Raw genomic sequence first — 17,352 nt, forward strand, 5'->3', positions numbered from 1 at the left:
AGAAGAACTTGGCTCACGACACCGGCGGCGCGCTGGCCATGGAGGTTTCGCTTGAAACCTGGCCGATGAAATCGCCCTTCCGCATTACCGGCTTCACCTTTCACGAGATTCCCCTTGTCGTGGTGACGCTGCGGCAGGGTGGTTTCACGGCCCGGGGGGAGGCCTGCGGCGTTTTCTATCTGGACGACACGCCCGAGGGGATCGTGTCGCAGCTGGAAGAATTGCGGCCCGAGATCGAGGCGGGTCTGACGCGCGAAGCATTGCAGGCGCGCGTCCCGGCGGGCGGCGCGCGCAATGCGCTGGACTGCGCGATGTGGGAGCTGGAAGCGAAAAAATCCGGAACCCCGGTCTGGAAACTGGCCGGTCTGGAGGAGCCAAAACCGCTGCTGACAACCTTCACGCTGGGCGCGGACGAGCCGGACGTGATGGGCAAACGCGCGGCGGAAATCCCCTATGCCCGCGCCCTGAAGCTGAAACTCACCGGCGACGGCGCCGATGCGGCCCGCGTGAGCGCGGTGCGCAAGGCGCGCCCGGATGTCTGGCTGGGCGTGGACGGCAATCAGGGCTTTGACCGCGCGTCTCTGGAAAAATTGATCCCGCATATGGTCGAAAATGATGTCGCGCTGGTCGAGCAGCCCTGCCGGCGGGGTGACGAGGAATCGCTGGCCGGGCTGGATGCGCCCATGCCGCTGGCGGCCGATGAAAGCGCGCTGACGCTGGCCGATATCGCGCCGCTGAAATCGCTTTTTGATGTCATCAATATCAAGCTGGACAAGTGCGGCGGCCTGACCGAAGGCCTGGCCATGGCGCGCGAGGCGCGGCGGCTGGGCCTGGACGTGATGGTTGGCAACATGATGGGCACGTCATGGTCCGCCGCTCCGTCTTTCCTTGTCGGACAGCTTTGCGATGTCGTCGATCTGGACGGTCCGTGGCTTCTGGCCGCTGACCGCGACCCCGGCGTCGTTTACGAAAACGGGTATGTGGAATGCCCGCCAGGCGTCTGGGGCGGTCCGTCCTCCCAAACCCCAACACCAGGGACTGCCCCATGACGCCGCTTGATTTGCCCCAGCCCTATCTGGTCTTCCTCGGCGATGTGACGGAGGTCGCCTACGCCAAGACGGCGGCCGGCCTGCGTGACTGGGCGCCGGACCAGTGCGTGGGCGAATATGGTCTGCCCAAGGGCGATTTCACGCTGGGCCTGCCTGTGCTGAGCCCCGCCGAAGCCTATGAAAAAGGCGCGCGGGCCGTTGTCATCGGGGTCGCCCCGATGGGCGGGGGGCTGAATAATGGCTGGGTCGCGCCGCTGGTCGAGGCGCTGGAGGCCGGGCTGGACATCATCAGCGGCATGCACGCGCCGCTGGCCGGCGTGCCGGCGCTGAAGGAAACCGCCGAACGGCTGGGCCGCCGCCTGATCGATGTGCGCCGGCCGCCCGCGGGCCTGCCCATCGCCAACGGCAAAAAGCGCGCCGGGAAACGCCTGCTGACCGTCGGGACCGATTGCGCGCTGGGCAAGAAATACACCGCGCTCGCCATCGCGGAGGCGTTCCGGAAACGGGGCGTGGCGACCGATTTCCGCGCCACGGGCCAGACCGGCGTGATCATCGCGGGCGGCGGCATACCGATGGATTCAGTGGTTGCTGATTTCCTGGCCGGGGCGGCCGAAGTGCTCAGCCCGGACGCCGCGCCCGATCACTGGGACATCGTGGAAGGCCAGGGATCGCTGTTCCATCCGGCCTATGCCGGGGTGTCGCTGGGCCTGCTGCATGGCAGTCAGCCCGATGTTCTGGTTGTCTGTCACCAGATCGGGCGCGACCATGTTCTGGGCATGGGCGAGACCTATCCGCTGCCTTCTGTCGAGGAGACGATCGAGATCAATCTCTATCACGCACGCCGGGTGAACCGCGAAGCGCGCTGCGCCGGGATAAGCCTGAACACCGCAAGCCTGGACGATGAAGCGGCGGCGAAAGCCATCGCCGAATATTCGGAGCGCACGGGCCTGCCCTGCGCCGATCCGATCCGGGGCGGGGCGGCGTTCGCCCGGCTGGTCGATTCCTGCCTTAACCCATGAGCAACGCCGCCGGTCCCAGCCTCTTCCAGCGTTTCCTGTTGCCGGGGCTCGCCTTCAAGGCGGTCGTCATCGGCGGGGGCTACGCCACGGGGCGGGAGCTGGCGGAGTTCTTCTTCCCCGCCGGTCCGGCGGGCGGGCTGCTGGGCCTTCTTCTGGCGATGGGCGTGTGGAGCCTGGTCTGCGCGGTCACTTTCCTGTTCGCGCGGGCCACCCATTCGGACGACTACCGGGTCTTCTTTCGTCACCTCCTGGGGCCGTTCTGGCCGGCGTTCGAATTTGCCTATGTCTGTTTCCTGTTCCTGATCCTGTCCGTCTTCGGGGCCGCGGCCGGGGAGATCGGGGCGGCGGTGTTCGGTCTGCCGCTCTGGGCCGGGTCCGTCTTCCTCGCCGCCGGCATCCTGTTCTTTGCCGCGCTCGGCACGGACACGATCGAGCGATTGTTCAAATACGCCTCGATCTTCCTCTATTCGGTCTATGTGATCTTCGTGGCGATGAGCTTCAGCCAGTTCGGCGGCGACATCATCGACACGCTGAACGGCGCAGCGATAAACGGCGCCTGGTTCTCCGGCGGTCTGACCTATGCGGGATATAATATCGTCGGCGCGGTCATCATCCTGCCGATCCTGCGCCACCTGACCAGCAATCGCGACGCCGTCACGGCGGGCCTGCTGGCCGGGCCGCTGGCCATGCTGCCGGCCATACTCTTCTTCCTCTGCATGCTGGCTTTCTACCCGCAGATCGGCGGGGAGGCGCTGCCCTCCAACTATATCCTGGAGCGGCTGGGCTCCCCGGTTTTCCAGATCGCTTTCCAGTTCATGATCTTCGTGGCCCTGCTGGAAACCAGCGTCAGCGCCGTGCATGCGGTGAACGAGCGGATCGACGGCGTCACCAGGCGGCCGCTGGGGCATGGCGCGCGGCTGGCCATCGCCGCGGTGATCGTAGTGTTCGCGATGTTCCTTGCGCAGCGTTTTGGCCTGATCGATCTGATCGCCAAGGGCTACCGGGCGCTCGCCTACATGATCCTGCTGACCTATGTGCTGCCGCTTCTGACGCTGGGCGTGTGGAAGCTGTGGCGCTGGTCGAAGCGTGGGAAAGCCGCAAGCCCGGTGCAAGATTCCGCAAACTCCTGAAAAAGAAGGGGAGCCGTCATGGCCGCCAGAAACCTGTTATACGCCGCGCTGATCGCCGCTGCGCTCGGCGCGGGCGCGCCCGCCCATGAGGCCATGGCGGCTCAGGCCCCGGCGGCGGAGGCGCGGGACCGGAGCCTGGAGCATCATCTGGCGCGTATCGCCGGGAATCTGGACGGCGTCGTCGGCGTCTCCATCCGCGATCTCTCCAGCGGCGCGGCGTTCGGGCTGAACGCCGATGAGGCGTTCCCGATGGCCAGCACGTTCAAGATCGCGGTGGCCGGGGCCATTCTGGAGCAGGTGGACTCAGGCGAGCTGACGCTGGAACAGATGGTCACGGTCGACCCGGACATGCATGTGCCGTCGGAAATCATCGCCGACCGCTTCATCCATCCGGGCGTTTCCCTGTCTGTCGCGAACCTGATGGAGCTGATGCTGACCCAGAGCGACAATACCGCCACGGATGTTCTGACCGAACTGGCGGGCGGGCCGGCGGCGGTGACCGGCTGGCTGGCGTCCATTGGCGTCGAAGGCCAGCGCGTGGACCGGGACACCGCCGGCTTGCTGCGCGATTTCTTCCAGTTGCCGGAGGGGCCGCTGGCCCAGACGGCCGCCGCCGCCCTGGCCGAGGATCCGGGCTTTTTCGATGACGGCCTGACGCCGCGCGAAGCCTTCTATAACGACCCGAAGGACACCTCCACGCCGGACGCGATGGCCGACCTGCTGACCCGGATCGTGCAGGGCGAGGCGCTGGGCGCGGACAGCACGGAATTTCTTGTCGGGGTGATGGAGCGGTGCCGCACTGGCGAGGGGCGGCTGAAAGGCCTGCTGCCGGAAGGCGTTACGGTGGCGCACAAGACCGGAACGGTCGGCGGCACGGTGAACGATGTCGGCGTCATGACCCTGCCCGGCGGGCGTCAGGTGGTGATCGCGGTCTTCGTCAAGGCCAGCCCGGCCCCGGCGGAAGCGCGGGAGCGGACGATCGCCGAGATCGCCCGCACCGCCTACGACTATTTCCTGTTCAACTAGTCCTGACTGGCGACCGTGCCGCGGATTGCGACGCCGGGCAGGACGGCGGTGTTCATTTCGCCGCCATCCACGACCGGCACACCGCCGACCAGCACATAGTCATAGCCCACAGAGGCCTGCGCCGGCTTGGCGAAGGTCGCCTTGTCGGCCACCGTTTCCGGATCGAAGACCACGATATCGGCGTCCGCGCCCGGCTGAATACGGCCGCGCGTGCGCATTTGCGGGACCGATGTCTCCAGGATTTTCGCCGGATAATAGCTGGTCTTGGCAATGGCTTCCGGCCAGTCGATCACGCCGCGCTCGCGCACATAGATGCGCAGGAAGCGGCTGAACGTGCCGGCGCTGCGCGGATGCGATTGCGCCTCTTCCGGGATCGGCCACGTCTGGCCCGTAACCATGCCGTCTTCGGTTTCCCAGTCGCCGCCGTCGGAGGCGATGGCCCCGCCCGGATACAGGATCGAGCGGTCCAGATAGCCCTGATCGGCCTCGTTCTCGTCCGGATTCAGGAAATGGACGATGATGCCCGTGCCCGGCGCATTGGCCTGCAGATCATCAAAGCGCGCCTTGTCCAGCGGCTCGCCGTTCACGGTGAAGGCGGAATAGTCGATGCCGCCCATGCGGTCCCGCCAGCCTTCGCCGCGGAACATCGCCGCGCCGATGCCGGTCGCGCCCGCGCCATAGGGATAGGCTTCGACCGTAATGTTGACGCCATTGTCCTGCGCGCCGGAGATCATGTCGGCGATGGCGTTGATATCGGTCAGGCTGATGGAGTTGAGGTGGCTGATATGCATGTGCGCGCCGGTCGCGGCGGCCACGGCCACCATTTCCTCATACCCCTCGAAGGAGCTGTCGGGCTCGGTCGTGCTGAGGAAGCGGGCATGGGTCCAGGTGGGGACGCCGCGCTCGGCGGCCAGTTCGTTGACCGCATAATATTCCTTGCGGCCCGATCCCGGCGCATAGCCAACCAGTATGCCGACGCCCAGACCGCCCTGGTCCAGACCCTCGCTCACCCGGCCCAGAATTTCTTCCAGCTCTTCGTCCGTGGCGACATCTTCCTGCCAGTCCGGATCCTTGAAGTGGGAGAAGAACCAGTCGACGTCGGCGGAAGGTTCGTCCTCCTCGATCGTGGCGATGCGGGCGTGCGCCCAGCTGACGGCGCTGCCATAATTGATTGGCCGGCCTTCGGCGCCCGCGCTGTCATAGAAATCATTGATCGGCAGGATGCCGGCTTCCAGCTCCAGCGTCGTGGTCACGCCGTCCAGCGCCTGCATGCGTCCGGCCGGGATGGACTGGCCGTGGCCGTGTAGGTCGATAAAACCCGGGGCGACAATGCGGCCCGTGGCGTCGATCACCCGTTCGCCGTCCAGCGCGCCTTCGGAAATCTCGGCCACCTTGCCGTCGCTGATGCCGATGCTGCGAACCCCGTCCGTGCCGCTGGCCGGATCGATCAGGCGGCCATTCTCGATCACCAGATCGTATGACGCGTCCTGCGCCATGGCGGCGCCGCCCAGAAGGGCGCTGGCCGCCGCGGCCAGAGCGAATGTTCGTTTCATGATAAATTCTCCCCGAGTAGAATAATTTTCTAAAAAGAAAATATCGTGCCTGAAGGGTCGCGGCAATGTCGGGGCTTGCGATTTTTTGCGCTGGCGAGAACATGGGCGTTCGCGTTTCCATGCTTGAATCCGCCGCTCACAAAAGTATGGTTATGCAAGTAAAGTTTCGCGCCCGGCGCAAGGATCCTCCTATGACCAACATACTCAGCCAGACCGACATCAATATCGATTCCGAAGGCAATCCGTTGCTGGAGGGCGGCTACGCGCCGGTCGAACGGGAAATCGAGGCGGGCGACCTGAAGACCACGGGCGACATGCCGGCGGACATTGCCGGGACCTATGTGCGCAACGGGCCGAACCCGCGCTTCCAGCCGCGCGGCCGCTATCACCTGTTCGACGGCGACGGCATGCTGCACAGCGCCACGCTGGCCGATGGCAAGGTGACCTACCGCAATCGCTGGATCCGCACCGAAGGGTTTGAGGCGGAGCGCCGCGAGGGCAAGTCGATCTGGCCGGGCCTGATGGAAATGCCGGACCGCGATTTGCCAAGGGGCTGGGGTTCGCACCACTGGCTGAAGGATGCGGCCAATACCGACATCGTCCCGCATAACGGCCGCCTGCTGACCACCTATTACCAGTGCGGCGTGCCCTACATCATCGACGCCGCCACGCTGGAAACCGAAGGCCCGATGGACGTGGAGGGTCTGAAAATCCGCCAGGTCTCGGCGCATTCGCGCACCGATCTTTCGACCGGCGAATTCATGTTCTTCGATTACAATGTCACCGCGCCCTACATGACCTATGGCGTGCTGGACGCGGACGGGAAGCTGGCGCATTTCACCGATATCGAATTGCCCGGGCCGCGCCTGCCGCACGACATGGCGATCACGCCGACATATTCGGTGCTGATGGATCTGCCGCTGTTCTGGAACGAGAGCCTGCTGGAGCGCGACATCCACAAGGTCGAGTTCCACGAGGACATGCCGTCCCGCTTCGCCATCCTGCCGCGCCATGGCGGGAATGCCGACATCAAATGGTTCGAGGCGGACCCGGCCTATATCTATCACGTCATCAATTGCTGGGAGGAGGGCGACGAGGTGGTCCTCGACGTCTGCCGCATGCGCACCCCGGCGCCGGACGAAAGCAAGATCCGCGGCGGGCCTTACGCCGCGCTGGTCGCCTGGGCGAACATGGACGCCCAGCATTACCGCTATCGCTTCAACATGAAGACGGGCGAGACGCGCGAGCACGCGGTGGACGACCAGTTCATCGAGTTCCCGACGATCAACCAGACGTATCAGGGCCAAAAGACGCGCCATTCCTGGCACGGCTATATCCCGCAGGGCGAAACGCTGCGCCTTGGCGGCCTGGTGCATTTCGACGCCGAGACCAACAAGCGCGACGGATATCACTATGGCGCGGGCGTCTATGGCTCGGAGCCGGTGTTCGCGCCGCGCATCGGCGCGAAGCACGAAACGGACGGCTATGTGATGAATTTCGTCTCCGACCATAATGAGGGCGGCAGGACGGAGCTTCACATCTTCGATCCCGAGAATGTTTCGGACGGCCCGATCGCCCGCGCGGAAATCCCGCAACGAATCCCGGTCGGCTTCCATGCCTGCTGGATGGACGCCAGCGGGGCGGCGGCATGAGCGGGCTCACCGGGTTCGCCAAGCTGGTCAATTTCTATGGCCGTTTCCTGCCCACCTTCTCGCGCACCGGCTTCTGGCTGCGCGGGCTGGCCTTCCAGCCGGTCAAGGCGGACTTCTCCGGCCAGACCTGGGTGGTTACCGGCGCCAGCGGGGGCATCGGGCGCGCCGCGACGCTGGGCGCGGCGGAGCGGGGCGCGCATGTGATCGCCGTGGCGCGGAGCGAGGAAAAGCTCGCCGCGCTGAAGGCCGAACTGCCTGCCGATGCGAAGGGGGCTATCGAGACCGTCCGCTGCGACCTGTCCGTAATGGGCGAGGTCGGGCCGATGGCCGACGCCCTGGCGCGGGACGGGCGGAAAATCGACGTTCTGGTCAATAATGTCGGCATACTGGCGCGCCAGTATGCGAAGACGCCGGAAGGATTCGAGACGTCCTACGCAACCAATGTTCTGGGCCATTTCCTGCTGACCGAGAAACTGCTGGCGGGCCGCGCCCTGACAGAGAAAGCGGCGATCATCAATGTCACCTCCGGCGGCCTCTATAACGCGCCGCTGAACGAGGCGATGCTCGACCGCCCGGAGGAGAAATTCTCCGGCGTTTTCGCGTACGCCACGCACAAGCGCGCCCAGCTGACCCTGACCGATCACTGGGATGACGATCCGACGGAGGGCGGCGTTTCTTCCTACGCCATGCATCCGGGCTGGGCCGATACGGGCGGGGTCAAAGGCTCCATGCCGAAATTCCGCAAGAATCTGCAACTGGTCCTTCGCAACGAGGCGGAAGGCGCGGACACCATTATCTGGCTGGCCGCCAACCGCCCGCCGACCGAACCGGACACGGTCTGGTTCGACCGCAAGATGCGCGGTGCGCATGTTTATGACCGCACGCGCACCCCGGCGATCACGCCGGAGCGGCTGCTGGAGCGTCTGGACGAGGATCTGGCCAAGGCCGGCGCCAGCCGCGCGGCGGCTTCGTGAGCGCGGACACTCCGCAGGAAGCGGCGGAAACCCATCCCGGCGCGGGCTTCAAGCCCTGGTACCGGAACTATGTCCTGCTGCTTTTGCTGCTGGTCTATATTTTCAATTTCATCGACCGGCAGGTCATCGCCATCCTGTCGCCGGCCATCAAGGCCGATCTGGGCGTTTCCGACACCCAGCTCGGGCTTCTCAAGGGGCTGGCCTTCGCGCTGCTCTACTCGATTCTGGGCCTGCCCATTGCGCGTCTGGCGGACCGCCGCAACCGGGTGAATATCGTCACCATATCCCTGACTTTGTGGAGCGTTTTCACCGCGATGTCCGGCCTGGCCGCGAACTTCATACAGCTGGCCGCCGCGCGCTTTGCCGTGGGCATCGGGGAGGCGGGCTGCGCGCCGCCATCGCACTCGCTGATCTCCGATTATTTCTCGCGCAAGCGCCGCTCTACGGCGCTGGCCGTGTTTTCCATGGGCATACCGCTGGGCGTCATGTTCGCCTTCCTCGCCGGCGGGGTGCTGGCCAATGCCCTGGGCTGGCGCTGGACATTCGTGGCGGTGGGCCTGCCGGGCCTGCTGCTGGCCGTTATTCTGAAACTGACGGTAAAGGAGCCGCCGCGCGGCGCCTCGGCCAGCGGGCTGGAGGCCGCGCCGCCCTTCATGGAAAGCATCAAGCTGCTGCTTTCCCTGAAATCCTACGTGCTGCTGTCTGTCGCCTCGGCCATCGCCTCCATGTCGGCCTTCGCGCTGGCGACATGGGTAGTGGATTTCTATGTCCGCGTGCACGAAATCGGCTTCCTGCAGATCACCACGCCGCTGGGCTTCATCATCGGCGGCGGCATGGCGGCGGGCATCTTCATCGGCGGACAGCTGGGCGACCGGTTCGGGCCGAAGGATTCGCGTTACTATATGTGGATACCGGCGGCCGGATTCCTTCTGGCCTTCCCGCTGATCATGCTGGCGATTTATGCGGAGACCAGCCTGGCCTCGTTCCTGTGGCTGGCCGCGGGCTATATTCTCGCCGGGCTATATGCCGGCCCGGTTTTCGCCTCCATCCAGAATCTGGCGCCGGTGCGCCTGCGGGCCTTCGCCGTGGCGCTGTTCCTGCTGATCGTCAATATCGGCGGGGCGGGCATGGGGCCGCTGGTGGCGGGCATCCTCAGCGATCTGATGCTGGCCGCCCACGGCCCGGCGGAAGGGCTGCGCCTGTCGCTGGCCCTGACGACGCTGGGCTTTGTCGTGGCGGCGTTTATCTACTGGATGGCGTCGCGCACGATCACTGAGGAACTGGCCGCCGCGCCCGATCAGGATCTCTAGACGCGTTCGATTACCATGGCGGTGCCAACGCCGGCGGCGCCGGATATGGCGACCAGGCCGCGCTTGAGATTCTGACGCTCCAGCTCGTCTATCAGCATGCCGATCAGCATGCCGCCCGTGGCGCCCATCGGGTGGCCCAGCGCAATGGCGCCGCCATTGACGTTCACCTGTTCGGGCGAAGCGCCGATATCGCGGATGAAGCACAGGGTTGGCGCAGCGAACGCCTCGTTCACCTCGACCAGATCGATATCGTCCATGGTCAGCCCGGCCCGTTCCATGACCTTTCGGGCCGCGTGCGTTCCGCCGGTCAGAGCGGTCAGGGAGTCGGCGGCGGCCGAGGCGCTGGCCACGATCCGCGCCCGCGGCGTCAAGCCGCCGGCTTTCCCCGCCGCTTCGGATCCGATCAGCACAAGCGAAGCGCCGTCCACCATGCCCGGGGAATTGCCGACGTGATGGATGTGGTTTACGGCGTCGAATTGCGGATAGGCTTCAAGGAAATAGGCATCGGCCCATTTCTCGCCCAGCTCCTGAAAGATCGGCGGCAGCGTCCCCAGTTTCTCCACCGTCAGGCTGCCCCGGATCGCCTGATCGTGTTCGACCGTTTTCCCCTCGGGCGTCTGGACGGGGATAATGCTCCTGAAGCGGCCGTCATCGCGGGCCCGCGCGGCGCGCTGCTGCGACTGGATGGCGTAGGCGTCCGCCTCTTCACGGCTGACGCCTTCCAGCGTGGCGATGTAATCTGCCGCTTCGCCCATCGGCACGAATTTGGTCTGGACCGCGATTTCGCGATCCGCGTAATACGGCCCCTGATCGGACAGGATGGCGACACGGGACATGCTCTCCACGCCTCCGCCCAGCGCCAGCGCCGCCTGGCCCGCTTCCACGGCGTTGGCCGCCGTCACGCACGCATCCAGCGCGGAGGCGCAATAACGATTGACCGCCATGGCCGGAATGGCTTCGGGCCAGCCCGCGCGCAGCAGCGCCGTCTTGGCGATATTGCCGCCCTGTTCGCCGGTCTGGGTGACACAGCCCAGGAAAACTTCCTCGATGGTTTCGGGGTTCGCCCCGGCGCGTTCGGGAAGCGCCTTCAGCAAACCGCCGACAAGGTCGACCGGCTTCACCGAATTCAGCGCGCCGCCCTCCTTGGCCTGGCCCCGCGGCGTCCGTATGGCGTCGAAAATAAAGGCTGACATAGGCCGCGCTCCCCCAAGCCTGTTTCATCACTTGCAATACCATACCGTTTGCGCCGGGCGAGGCTTTGTCAATCTTTCTATCTCCGTAAAAACGGGGTTTGCGGGGATATTTTCCCCTCACAGACGATGCGGGCTTTTGAATTTTCGCTTTAGCGGGTTTAATAAACGAAGCGGGTTTGAGTCCCGCTGGCCCTCAAGCGATTCGAAAGGCTTTACGTGGCCGAAAAGAAATTCATCCGTACCTGTTCCATCTGGCGCGCGCTGGAGACGGTGGGCGATACGCCGACGCTGCTGATTATCGAATCAAGCTGGCTGGGCGCGCGGCGCTTCGACGATTTCCGCCGCCGGACAGGCTTGCTGAAGGCGCTGCTTTCCAGCCGCCTGAAACAACTGGTCGCGGCCAAGGTCTTCAAGAAGGTTCCGTATTCGGACTCGCCCAAGCGCTACGAATACCGGGTGACCCAGAAGGGCCGGGCGCTCTACTGGACCTCGCTGATGATGCTGCGGTGGGAGCGCCGCTGGGGCAATCGCGACGGCAAGATCAATATCGTGCTGCGCCACAAGACCTGCGGAAACCTGTTCGACCCGACGCCCAGCTGCAAATCCTGCCACGGCGAAGTCGTGGCCCGCGACGTGGACTGGGAAGAAGGTCCGGGCGTGGGCTGGATGGCGGCCACCTATAGCCGCCGCCGCCGGCAGCGTGATCTGGGCGGATCGGAAGCGCGCACGACGCTGATGGATGAAGTGGCGCAGCTTACGGGCGATCGCTGGTCCAGCCTGATCCTGCGCTCGGTCTTCACCGGTCTGCGCAAGTTCGACGAGATCCGCAAGGATACGGCCATCGCGACCAATATCCTGTCCGAGCGCCTGTCCTGGCTGGTCAATATGGACGTGCTGGAGCCGCATGCCTATTCCACCTCGCCGCAGCGTTTCGAGTACCGGCTGACCGAGAAGGGCATCGATTATTATCCGGTCCTGCTCATGCTGATGCAGTGGGGCGATTCCTGGTACGCCGCGCCGGAAGGCCCGCCGCTGATCCTTCAGCATCGTCCGTGCGGCAACGAACTTCAGACCGAAGTGACATGCTCGGCCTGTGGCGAGCCGATCGATCCGAAGGATGTCGAGTTCACGGTCGAGGAAGCCGCCGGGGCCAGCGACGACGCAGATGAGTCGATCCGCGAGGCGTCCTGAAGCCGGGGCGCATCGGCACGCGTCAGAAAAGTCACTTTCATTATCGAACCCGAGTCGTTAATCTCGGGCCGATGGTGGTTTACACAGATACGAATTATGACGCCTGCGCCCGCGGAAACGCGGCCGGGGGCGGGGACGGCGCGCGCTGATGGGCTATCGCGTTATCCAGTGGGCGACGGGCGCGATGGGCAAGACCTGTCTGCGCGGCGTCATCGATCATCCCGATCTCGAGCTGGTCGGGCTGAAAGTCTACAACCCGAAAAAGGTTGGCGCGGATGCGGGCGATATCGCCCGCCGCGATCCCACGGGCGTCAAGGCCGTGATGGATATCGAGGATATTCTGAAGCTGGACGCCGACGTGGTGATCCATGCGCCGCGCATCACGCCGCCGGCCGGCAGCCATGACGGCGACATCCAGCGCCTTCTGGCGTCGGGCAAGAATGTCATATCCATCAACGGCCATACCTGGCCGCAGCACTGGGGCGGGGGCCACTTCAAGGCGTTCGAGGACGCCTGCAAGGAGGGCGGGACCAGCCTGCTGGGCGCGGGCCTGAACCCGGGGTGGGCGATGGAAAAGATGGCGGCCGCGGCCACCGGCCTCTGCACGCAGCTTGACCATGTGAAGGTCAGCGAGACCGTGCTCTGCAATTCCATTCCCAGTCCGGAATATATTTTCGACGTGCTGGGTTTCGGCTCCACGCCGGGCGCGGTGGATCCCAACGATCCGGACTGGCCGCCGGCGCAGATGCTCAATGTCATGTTCACCGAGGTGGTCGCCCAGATGGTGCACCGCCTTGGCCGCCCGCTGGATCGTGTTCAGACCGCGCACGAGATGTTCGCCGCCGAGACGGACGTCCCCACCGCGGCCGGCACGATTCCGGCGGGAACGGTCAGCCACACCGGCTGGCGCTGGCTGGGCGTGTCGGAGGGCAAGACGCTGGTGACGCTGGCCATCGACTGGATGATGGACGACACGCACCTGCAGAACCCGGACGAGAGCCTGTGGAAGGTCGAGATTTCGGGCGTGCCGGATATCCGCATCCGTCTGGACATGACCAAGCCGGATCATATCCAGGCCCGCACCCATGCCGAGCAGTTCGGCGTGGCGGGCTCCGTGCTCAATTCCATTCCGCTGGTCTGCGCCGCCCCGCCGGGCGTCGTGGAAGCGCCGGGGATCACGCTGCACCACAAACACTTCAAATAAAGAAGAAAACTCCTGGGGAGGAGAAAAACGATGGGTCAAAAAATCGAGATTCTGAAACGCCTCACCGATGTGTGGCGGGAGACGCAGGACATCGACGCGGTCCTGGAATTCCTGACCGACGATATCGAGTGGCACTATTCCGCCGTCACCAAGCCGCCCAAGCACGGCAAGGACGGGGCGAGGGAATTCCTGGACGCCTACAAGGCCAAGGTTCGCAATCCGAACTGGCGCATCTTCAACTACGCCGAAAAAGGCGACCAGCTTCTGGTCGAGGGCGTGGACGAGTTTGACCTGGCCGAAGGCGGTCATGTGGCGGTGCCCTATATGGGCATCTACGAATTCCGCGGCGACAAGATCTGCAGCTGGCGCGACTATTTCGACCGCGGCGTCGCCGACATGTCCGGCGATGACGAACTGCCGGACTACGCGAAAGCCCTTCTCGACAAGCCGGCGGTGTAAGTCATGAGCGAGACGAAACGCGATCCCGAGATTCAGGCGCTGCTGGACAAGCAGGCCATCAACGAAGTGCTGGTCAGCTATTGCCGCGGCGCCGACCGCGGCGATGCGGACCTGATCGCCGCCGCCTATCATCCCGGCGCGATCGAGGATCATGGCGGCACGTTCCTGGGCACGGGCGAGGAATATGTCGCCATGCTGCGGGAGGTCTTCCCGACCGCCCCGCGCATGACGCACCTGATCACCAATATCGCCATCGAGCTGGAAGGCCCCGACAAGGCGCTGACCGAATGCTATTTCCTGGCCTTCTCCCGGCGCGAGGAAAATGGCGAGCCGTTCGACCATCTTTCCTGCTGCCGCGCCGTCGACAAGTTCGAAAAGCGCGACGGCAAATGGGCCATCGCCCATCGCCGCATGTGCTGGGAATGGGGCCACGAGATGGAGACCAAGGAAACCTGGAGCCGCGGCCAGACCGCGCCCGACCCGTCCGCGCTTGTCCGGGGCGGCAAGAAGCCGAACGACATTCTCTACGAGATGGGAGGCTAGGGTTCCGCCATGGGCATGAATGTGAAAGGGGCTGTGGGGCTGGTCACCGGCGGCAATCGCGGCATCGGAAACGCCTTTGTCCGCGAGATGCTGGAGGCGGGCGCCGCCAAGGTCTATCTGGCCGCGCGCAAGCTGTCCGACGCGGAAGAGGCGGCGGGCGGGGACGACCGCATCGTCCCCATCCAGCTGGATGTTTCGAACGCGGACGAAGTGGCCGCGGCGGCCGAGCGCTGCACCGATGTTTCCATCCTTGTGAACAATGCCGGCGCCTATGCGCACAAGCGGCTGATCGGGGCGGAGGACATGTCCGGCCTTCGGCAGGAGATGGAAGTCAATTTCTTCGGTCTGGTCGCCATGTGCCGGGCCTTTGCGAAGACGCTGGGCGCCAATGGCGGCGGGGCGATCATCAATGTCCTGTCCGCGGGCGGGATCATCGCCGTGCCGGACATGGGCGGATACAGCCCGTCCAAATTCGCCGCGCGGGCGGCCTCCAATTCCATCCGGGCCGAGCTGATGCCGCAGGGCACGCAGGTGACCGCGCTGATCGTCGGGGCCGTGGATACGCGCATGGCCTCCCACGTCACGCGGCACAAGACGCCGCCGGAAGACATCGCCAAAGCCGGGCTGCAAGCCATCGCCGCCGGCATTGACGAGCACGACACCGATCCACACGCCGTCGCCATACGCGCCGCGCTGGCCCGCGATCCCAAGGGTCTGGAGCGCGACATGGCCGAACGGCTGAATTCCTAATCGAGACGAGAGGTCAGGACGCGAATTATGACTGCGCACCTCATCAATACCGTGCCCCATACGCTGGAGCCGACCGACCACCCCTATATGACCGGGGCCTGGACGCCGAATTTCGACGAATATGACGCCCATGACATGGAAGTCATCGGCGAGATCCCGAAGGACATTGACGGGGTCTATGTGCGGAACACGGAAAACCCGATCCACAAGCCGATCGGCACGTATCACCCGTTCGACGGCGATGGCATGATCCACATCATGTCGTTCCGCGATGGCAAGGCCTTCTACCGCAACCGCTTCGTCCGCACCAAGGCGTTCGAGGAGGAAATGAAGGAAGGCGGGGCCATCTGGGCCGGCATCGCCGAGAACCCGAAAAAATCCAAGCGCGAAGGCTGGGGCGCGCAGGGCCGGCTGAAGGATTCGTCCTCCACCGACGTAGTGGTCCATGCCGGCCGGGTGCTGAGCACCTTCTATCAGTGCGGCGACGGTTACCGGCTGGACCCGTACACGCTGGATCAGTCCGGTCCCGAAAGCTGGGTGCCGTCCGATTATGGCATTTCGGCGCATCCCAAAGTGGACGAGCGGACGGGGGAGTTGATGTTTTTCAACTACTCCAAGGAAGCGCCGTACATGCATTACGGCGTCGTGGACAAGGATAACCAGCTGACGCACTACGTGCCGATCGAGCTGCCGGGGCCGCGCCTGCCGCATGACATGGCCTATACGGAAAACTATTCCATCCTGGCCGACCTGCCGCTGTTCTGGGACCCGGACGCGCTGGCCAAGGGTTTTCACGCCAGCCGCTTCTTCCGCGATCTGCCGACGCGCTTTGCGATCATCCCGCGCCACGGCCAGCCGGAGGACATCAAGTGGTTCGAGGCGGACCCGACCTATGTGCTGCACTGGATGAACGCCTATGAGGAGGGCGACGAGATTATCCTGGACGGCTATTTCCAGGAGGAGCCGCAGCCGCAGCCGCTGGAGCACATGCACCCGGAGCTGGGGCAGATGATGGCGTTCCTGGACGAGCATTCCTTCCGTCCGAAACTTCATCGCTGGCGCTTCAACCTGAAGACGGGCGAGACGAAGGAAGAGCATCTGGACGACCGCATTCTGGAGTTCGGCTCCTTCAATCAGGACATTGGCGGGACCAAGGGACGCTATCTCTATTCCACCACCACCAAGCCGGGCTGGTTCCTGTTCGACGGCGTGGTCAAGCATGATTTCGAGACCGGCCAGTCCCAGTCCGTAAGCTTTGGCGACAACCGCTTCGGCAGCGAGGCGCCGTTCGCCCCGCGCCAGAATGCGCAGGACGAGGATGACGGCTATCTGGTCAGCTTCATCACCGACATGAACGAGAACCGCTCGGAATGCGTGCTGATCGACGCCAAGAATATCGAGGATGGCCCGGTGTGCCGGATCATCCTGCCGCGCCGGATTTCCAGCGGCACGCACGCCACCTGGGCTGACGGCCCGCGCCTGCGCGAGACGCAATCGCGGCTGGGCATCACGGCCGGGGAGATGGCGGCATGAGCCTGGACGCCCCGAACACGACCGAAGACCTGCTGGCCAAGGAAGACATCCGCGACGTGCTGGCCCGCTATGCGCGCGGCATCGACCGGGCGGACGGCGAGCTGCTGAAAAGCTGCTATCACGCGGACGCGCAGGAAGAGCACGGCAGCACCTATGCCGGCCCGGCGCACCCCTATATCGACGGCGCGGTGGCGCGGATGAAGAAGAACCCGCACCCGATGGCGCACTATATCTGCAACACGCATGTGGAGCGGGACGGCGATACCGCCTTCGTCGAGACCTATGTCCTGACCTTTGCGCGGTTCGAAAAGGACGGCGAACCCTATGACACGCTGACCGGCGGGCGGCTGTTCGACAAGTTCGAAAAGCGCGACGGCAAGTGGAAGATCGCCCACCGCAAGATGACCTTCGACTGGAACCGCGACGCGCCCTCCGCCGAGGGCTGGTGCTTGGGGGTGTTCGACCCCGAAGACCCCAAGATGAATATGTGGGGCCGCGACGGACAAGACCTGACCTATACGCGGTTTTAGGCGGTTTTTTTCTTTTACGGGGGGCTGGCAGGATTGCGTGTAGCCGCCTGACCACCCCTCTCCCATTCCGTCATCCAAAGCCCTTGCGGCCTTTGGGACTTCATTACCCTCTCCCCTTCTTAAGGGGCGAGGGTTTTTCTCTTTCGCCCACCGCCAGCCTCCACCGTCATCCTCCGGGTGATAGCGAGCGCGCGTTGCCTTTGTGACGGCCCTTCGAGACGCCGCGCTCTGGCGCG

Annotated in this window: 16 protein-coding genes; 14 read left to right on the plus strand and 2 right to left on the minus strand. The window is 64.7% G+C overall.

The annotated features are described in order from the left end of the window. Nucleotides 1–8 precede the first annotated feature (8 nt). The 4 genes from L338_RS06040 to bla are packed head-to-tail and all read left to right on the plus strand — an operon-like array spanning nt 9 to nt 4,224. Complete coding sequence (locus L338_RS06040) at nt 9–1,049, plus strand: dipeptide epimerase (protein WP_206740795.1); 1,041 nt, start codon at nt 9–11, stop codon at nt 1,047–1,049. Next, nucleotides 1,046–2,068, plus strand: coding sequence for an N-acetyltransferase DgcN family protein (locus L338_RS06045; protein WP_022697474.1), 1,023 nt, complete (start codon nt 1,046–1,048; stop codon nt 2,066–2,068). The genes L338_RS06040 and L338_RS06045 overlap by 4 nt, the downstream gene beginning before the upstream one ends. Then, complete coding sequence (locus tag L338_RS06050; protein WP_022697475.1) at nt 2,065–3,198, plus strand: YkvI family membrane protein; 1,134 nt, start codon at nt 2,065–2,067, stop codon at nt 3,196–3,198. The genes L338_RS06045 and L338_RS06050 overlap by 4 nt, the downstream gene beginning before the upstream one ends. A gap of 18 nt (nt 3,199–3,216) precedes the next feature. Continuing rightward, complete coding sequence (gene bla, locus L338_RS06055) at nt 3,217–4,224, plus strand: class A beta-lactamase (RefSeq protein WP_022697476.1); 1,008 nt, start codon at nt 3,217–3,219, stop codon at nt 4,222–4,224. On the opposite strand, the gene L338_RS06060 is transcribed toward bla, so the two are convergent. Then, entirely contained in the window at nt 4,221–5,777 is a 1,557-nt protein-coding gene (locus L338_RS06060) for an amidohydrolase family protein (protein WP_022697477.1), read from the minus strand. The genes bla and L338_RS06060 overlap by 4 nt on opposite strands. Nucleotides 5,778–5,968: 191 nt before the next feature. On the opposite strand from L338_RS06060, the gene L338_RS06065 reads away from it, so the two are divergent. The 3 genes from L338_RS06065 to L338_RS06075 are packed head-to-tail and all read left to right on the plus strand — an operon-like array spanning nt 5,969 to nt 9,713. Continuing rightward, on the plus strand, nt 5,969–7,429 hold the full coding sequence (locus L338_RS06065; protein ID WP_022697478.1) for a carotenoid oxygenase family protein: 1,461 nt from the start codon (nt 5,969–5,971) through the stop codon (nt 7,427–7,429). Next, a complete protein-coding gene (locus L338_RS06070; RefSeq protein ID WP_022697479.1) occupies nt 7,426–8,403 on the plus strand; it encodes an SDR family NAD(P)-dependent oxidoreductase in 978 nt (325 codons plus the stop codon). Before L338_RS06065 ends, L338_RS06070 begins: the two co-directional genes overlap by 4 nt. After that, complete coding sequence (locus L338_RS06075) at nt 8,400–9,713, plus strand: spinster family MFS transporter (RefSeq protein ID WP_022697480.1); 1,314 nt, start codon at nt 8,400–8,402, stop codon at nt 9,711–9,713. Before L338_RS06070 ends, L338_RS06075 begins: the two co-directional genes overlap by 4 nt. On the opposite strand, the gene L338_RS06080 is transcribed toward L338_RS06075, so the two are convergent. Beyond that, nucleotides 9,710–10,906: an acetyl-CoA C-acyltransferase gene (locus L338_RS06080; RefSeq protein WP_022697481.1), complete on the minus strand. Its 1,197-nt coding sequence runs from the start codon at nt 10,904–10,906 to the stop codon at nt 9,710–9,712. The two genes, L338_RS06075 and L338_RS06080, sit on opposite strands and share 4 nt — an antisense overlap. Nucleotides 10,907–11,122: 216 nt before the next feature. On the opposite strand from L338_RS06080, the gene L338_RS06085 reads away from it, so the two are divergent. From L338_RS06085 to L338_RS06115, 7 genes are all read left to right on the plus strand, one after another. After that, nucleotides 11,123–12,097: a winged helix-turn-helix transcriptional regulator gene (locus tag L338_RS06085; protein WP_022697482.1), complete on the plus strand. Its 975-nt coding sequence runs from the start codon at nt 11,123–11,125 to the stop codon at nt 12,095–12,097. Nucleotides 12,098–12,245: 148 nt separating this feature from the next. Next, nucleotides 12,246–13,301 (plus strand): NAD(P)H-dependent amine dehydrogenase family protein, encoded by a 1,056-nt coding sequence (locus tag L338_RS06090; RefSeq protein ID WP_022697483.1) that lies wholly within the window; start codon nt 12,246–12,248, stop codon nt 13,299–13,301. A gap of 30 nt (nt 13,302–13,331) precedes the next feature. Continuing rightward, nucleotides 13,332–13,760: a nuclear transport factor 2 family protein gene (locus L338_RS06095; protein ID WP_022697484.1), complete on the plus strand. Its 429-nt coding sequence runs from the start codon at nt 13,332–13,334 to the stop codon at nt 13,758–13,760. Nucleotides 13,761–13,763: 3 nt separating this feature from the next. Then, nucleotides 13,764–14,303, plus strand: a complete 540-nt coding sequence (locus L338_RS06100) for a nuclear transport factor 2 family protein (RefSeq protein WP_022697485.1) — start codon at nt 13,764–13,766, stop codon at nt 14,301–14,303. A 9-nt stretch (nt 14,304–14,312) separates the two neighbouring features. Then, on the plus strand, nt 14,313–15,053 hold the full coding sequence (locus L338_RS06105; protein ID WP_022697486.1) for an SDR family oxidoreductase: 741 nt from the start codon (nt 14,313–14,315) through the stop codon (nt 15,051–15,053). A 27-nt stretch (nt 15,054–15,080) separates the two neighbouring features. Next, nucleotides 15,081–16,586: a carotenoid oxygenase family protein gene (locus L338_RS06110; protein WP_022697487.1), complete on the plus strand. Its 1,506-nt coding sequence runs from the start codon at nt 15,081–15,083 to the stop codon at nt 16,584–16,586. Then, entirely contained in the window at nt 16,583–17,116 is a 534-nt protein-coding gene (locus tag L338_RS06115) for a nuclear transport factor 2 family protein (RefSeq protein ID WP_022697488.1), read from the plus strand. Before L338_RS06110 ends, L338_RS06115 begins: the two co-directional genes overlap by 4 nt. Nucleotides 17,117–17,352: the final 236 nt, after the last annotated feature.

Origin of the sequence: Euryhalocaulis caribicus (genome assembly GCF_000412185.1) — a bacterium.
Classification (GTDB): Bacteria; Pseudomonadota; Alphaproteobacteria; order Caulobacterales; family Maricaulaceae; genus Euryhalocaulis; species Euryhalocaulis caribicus.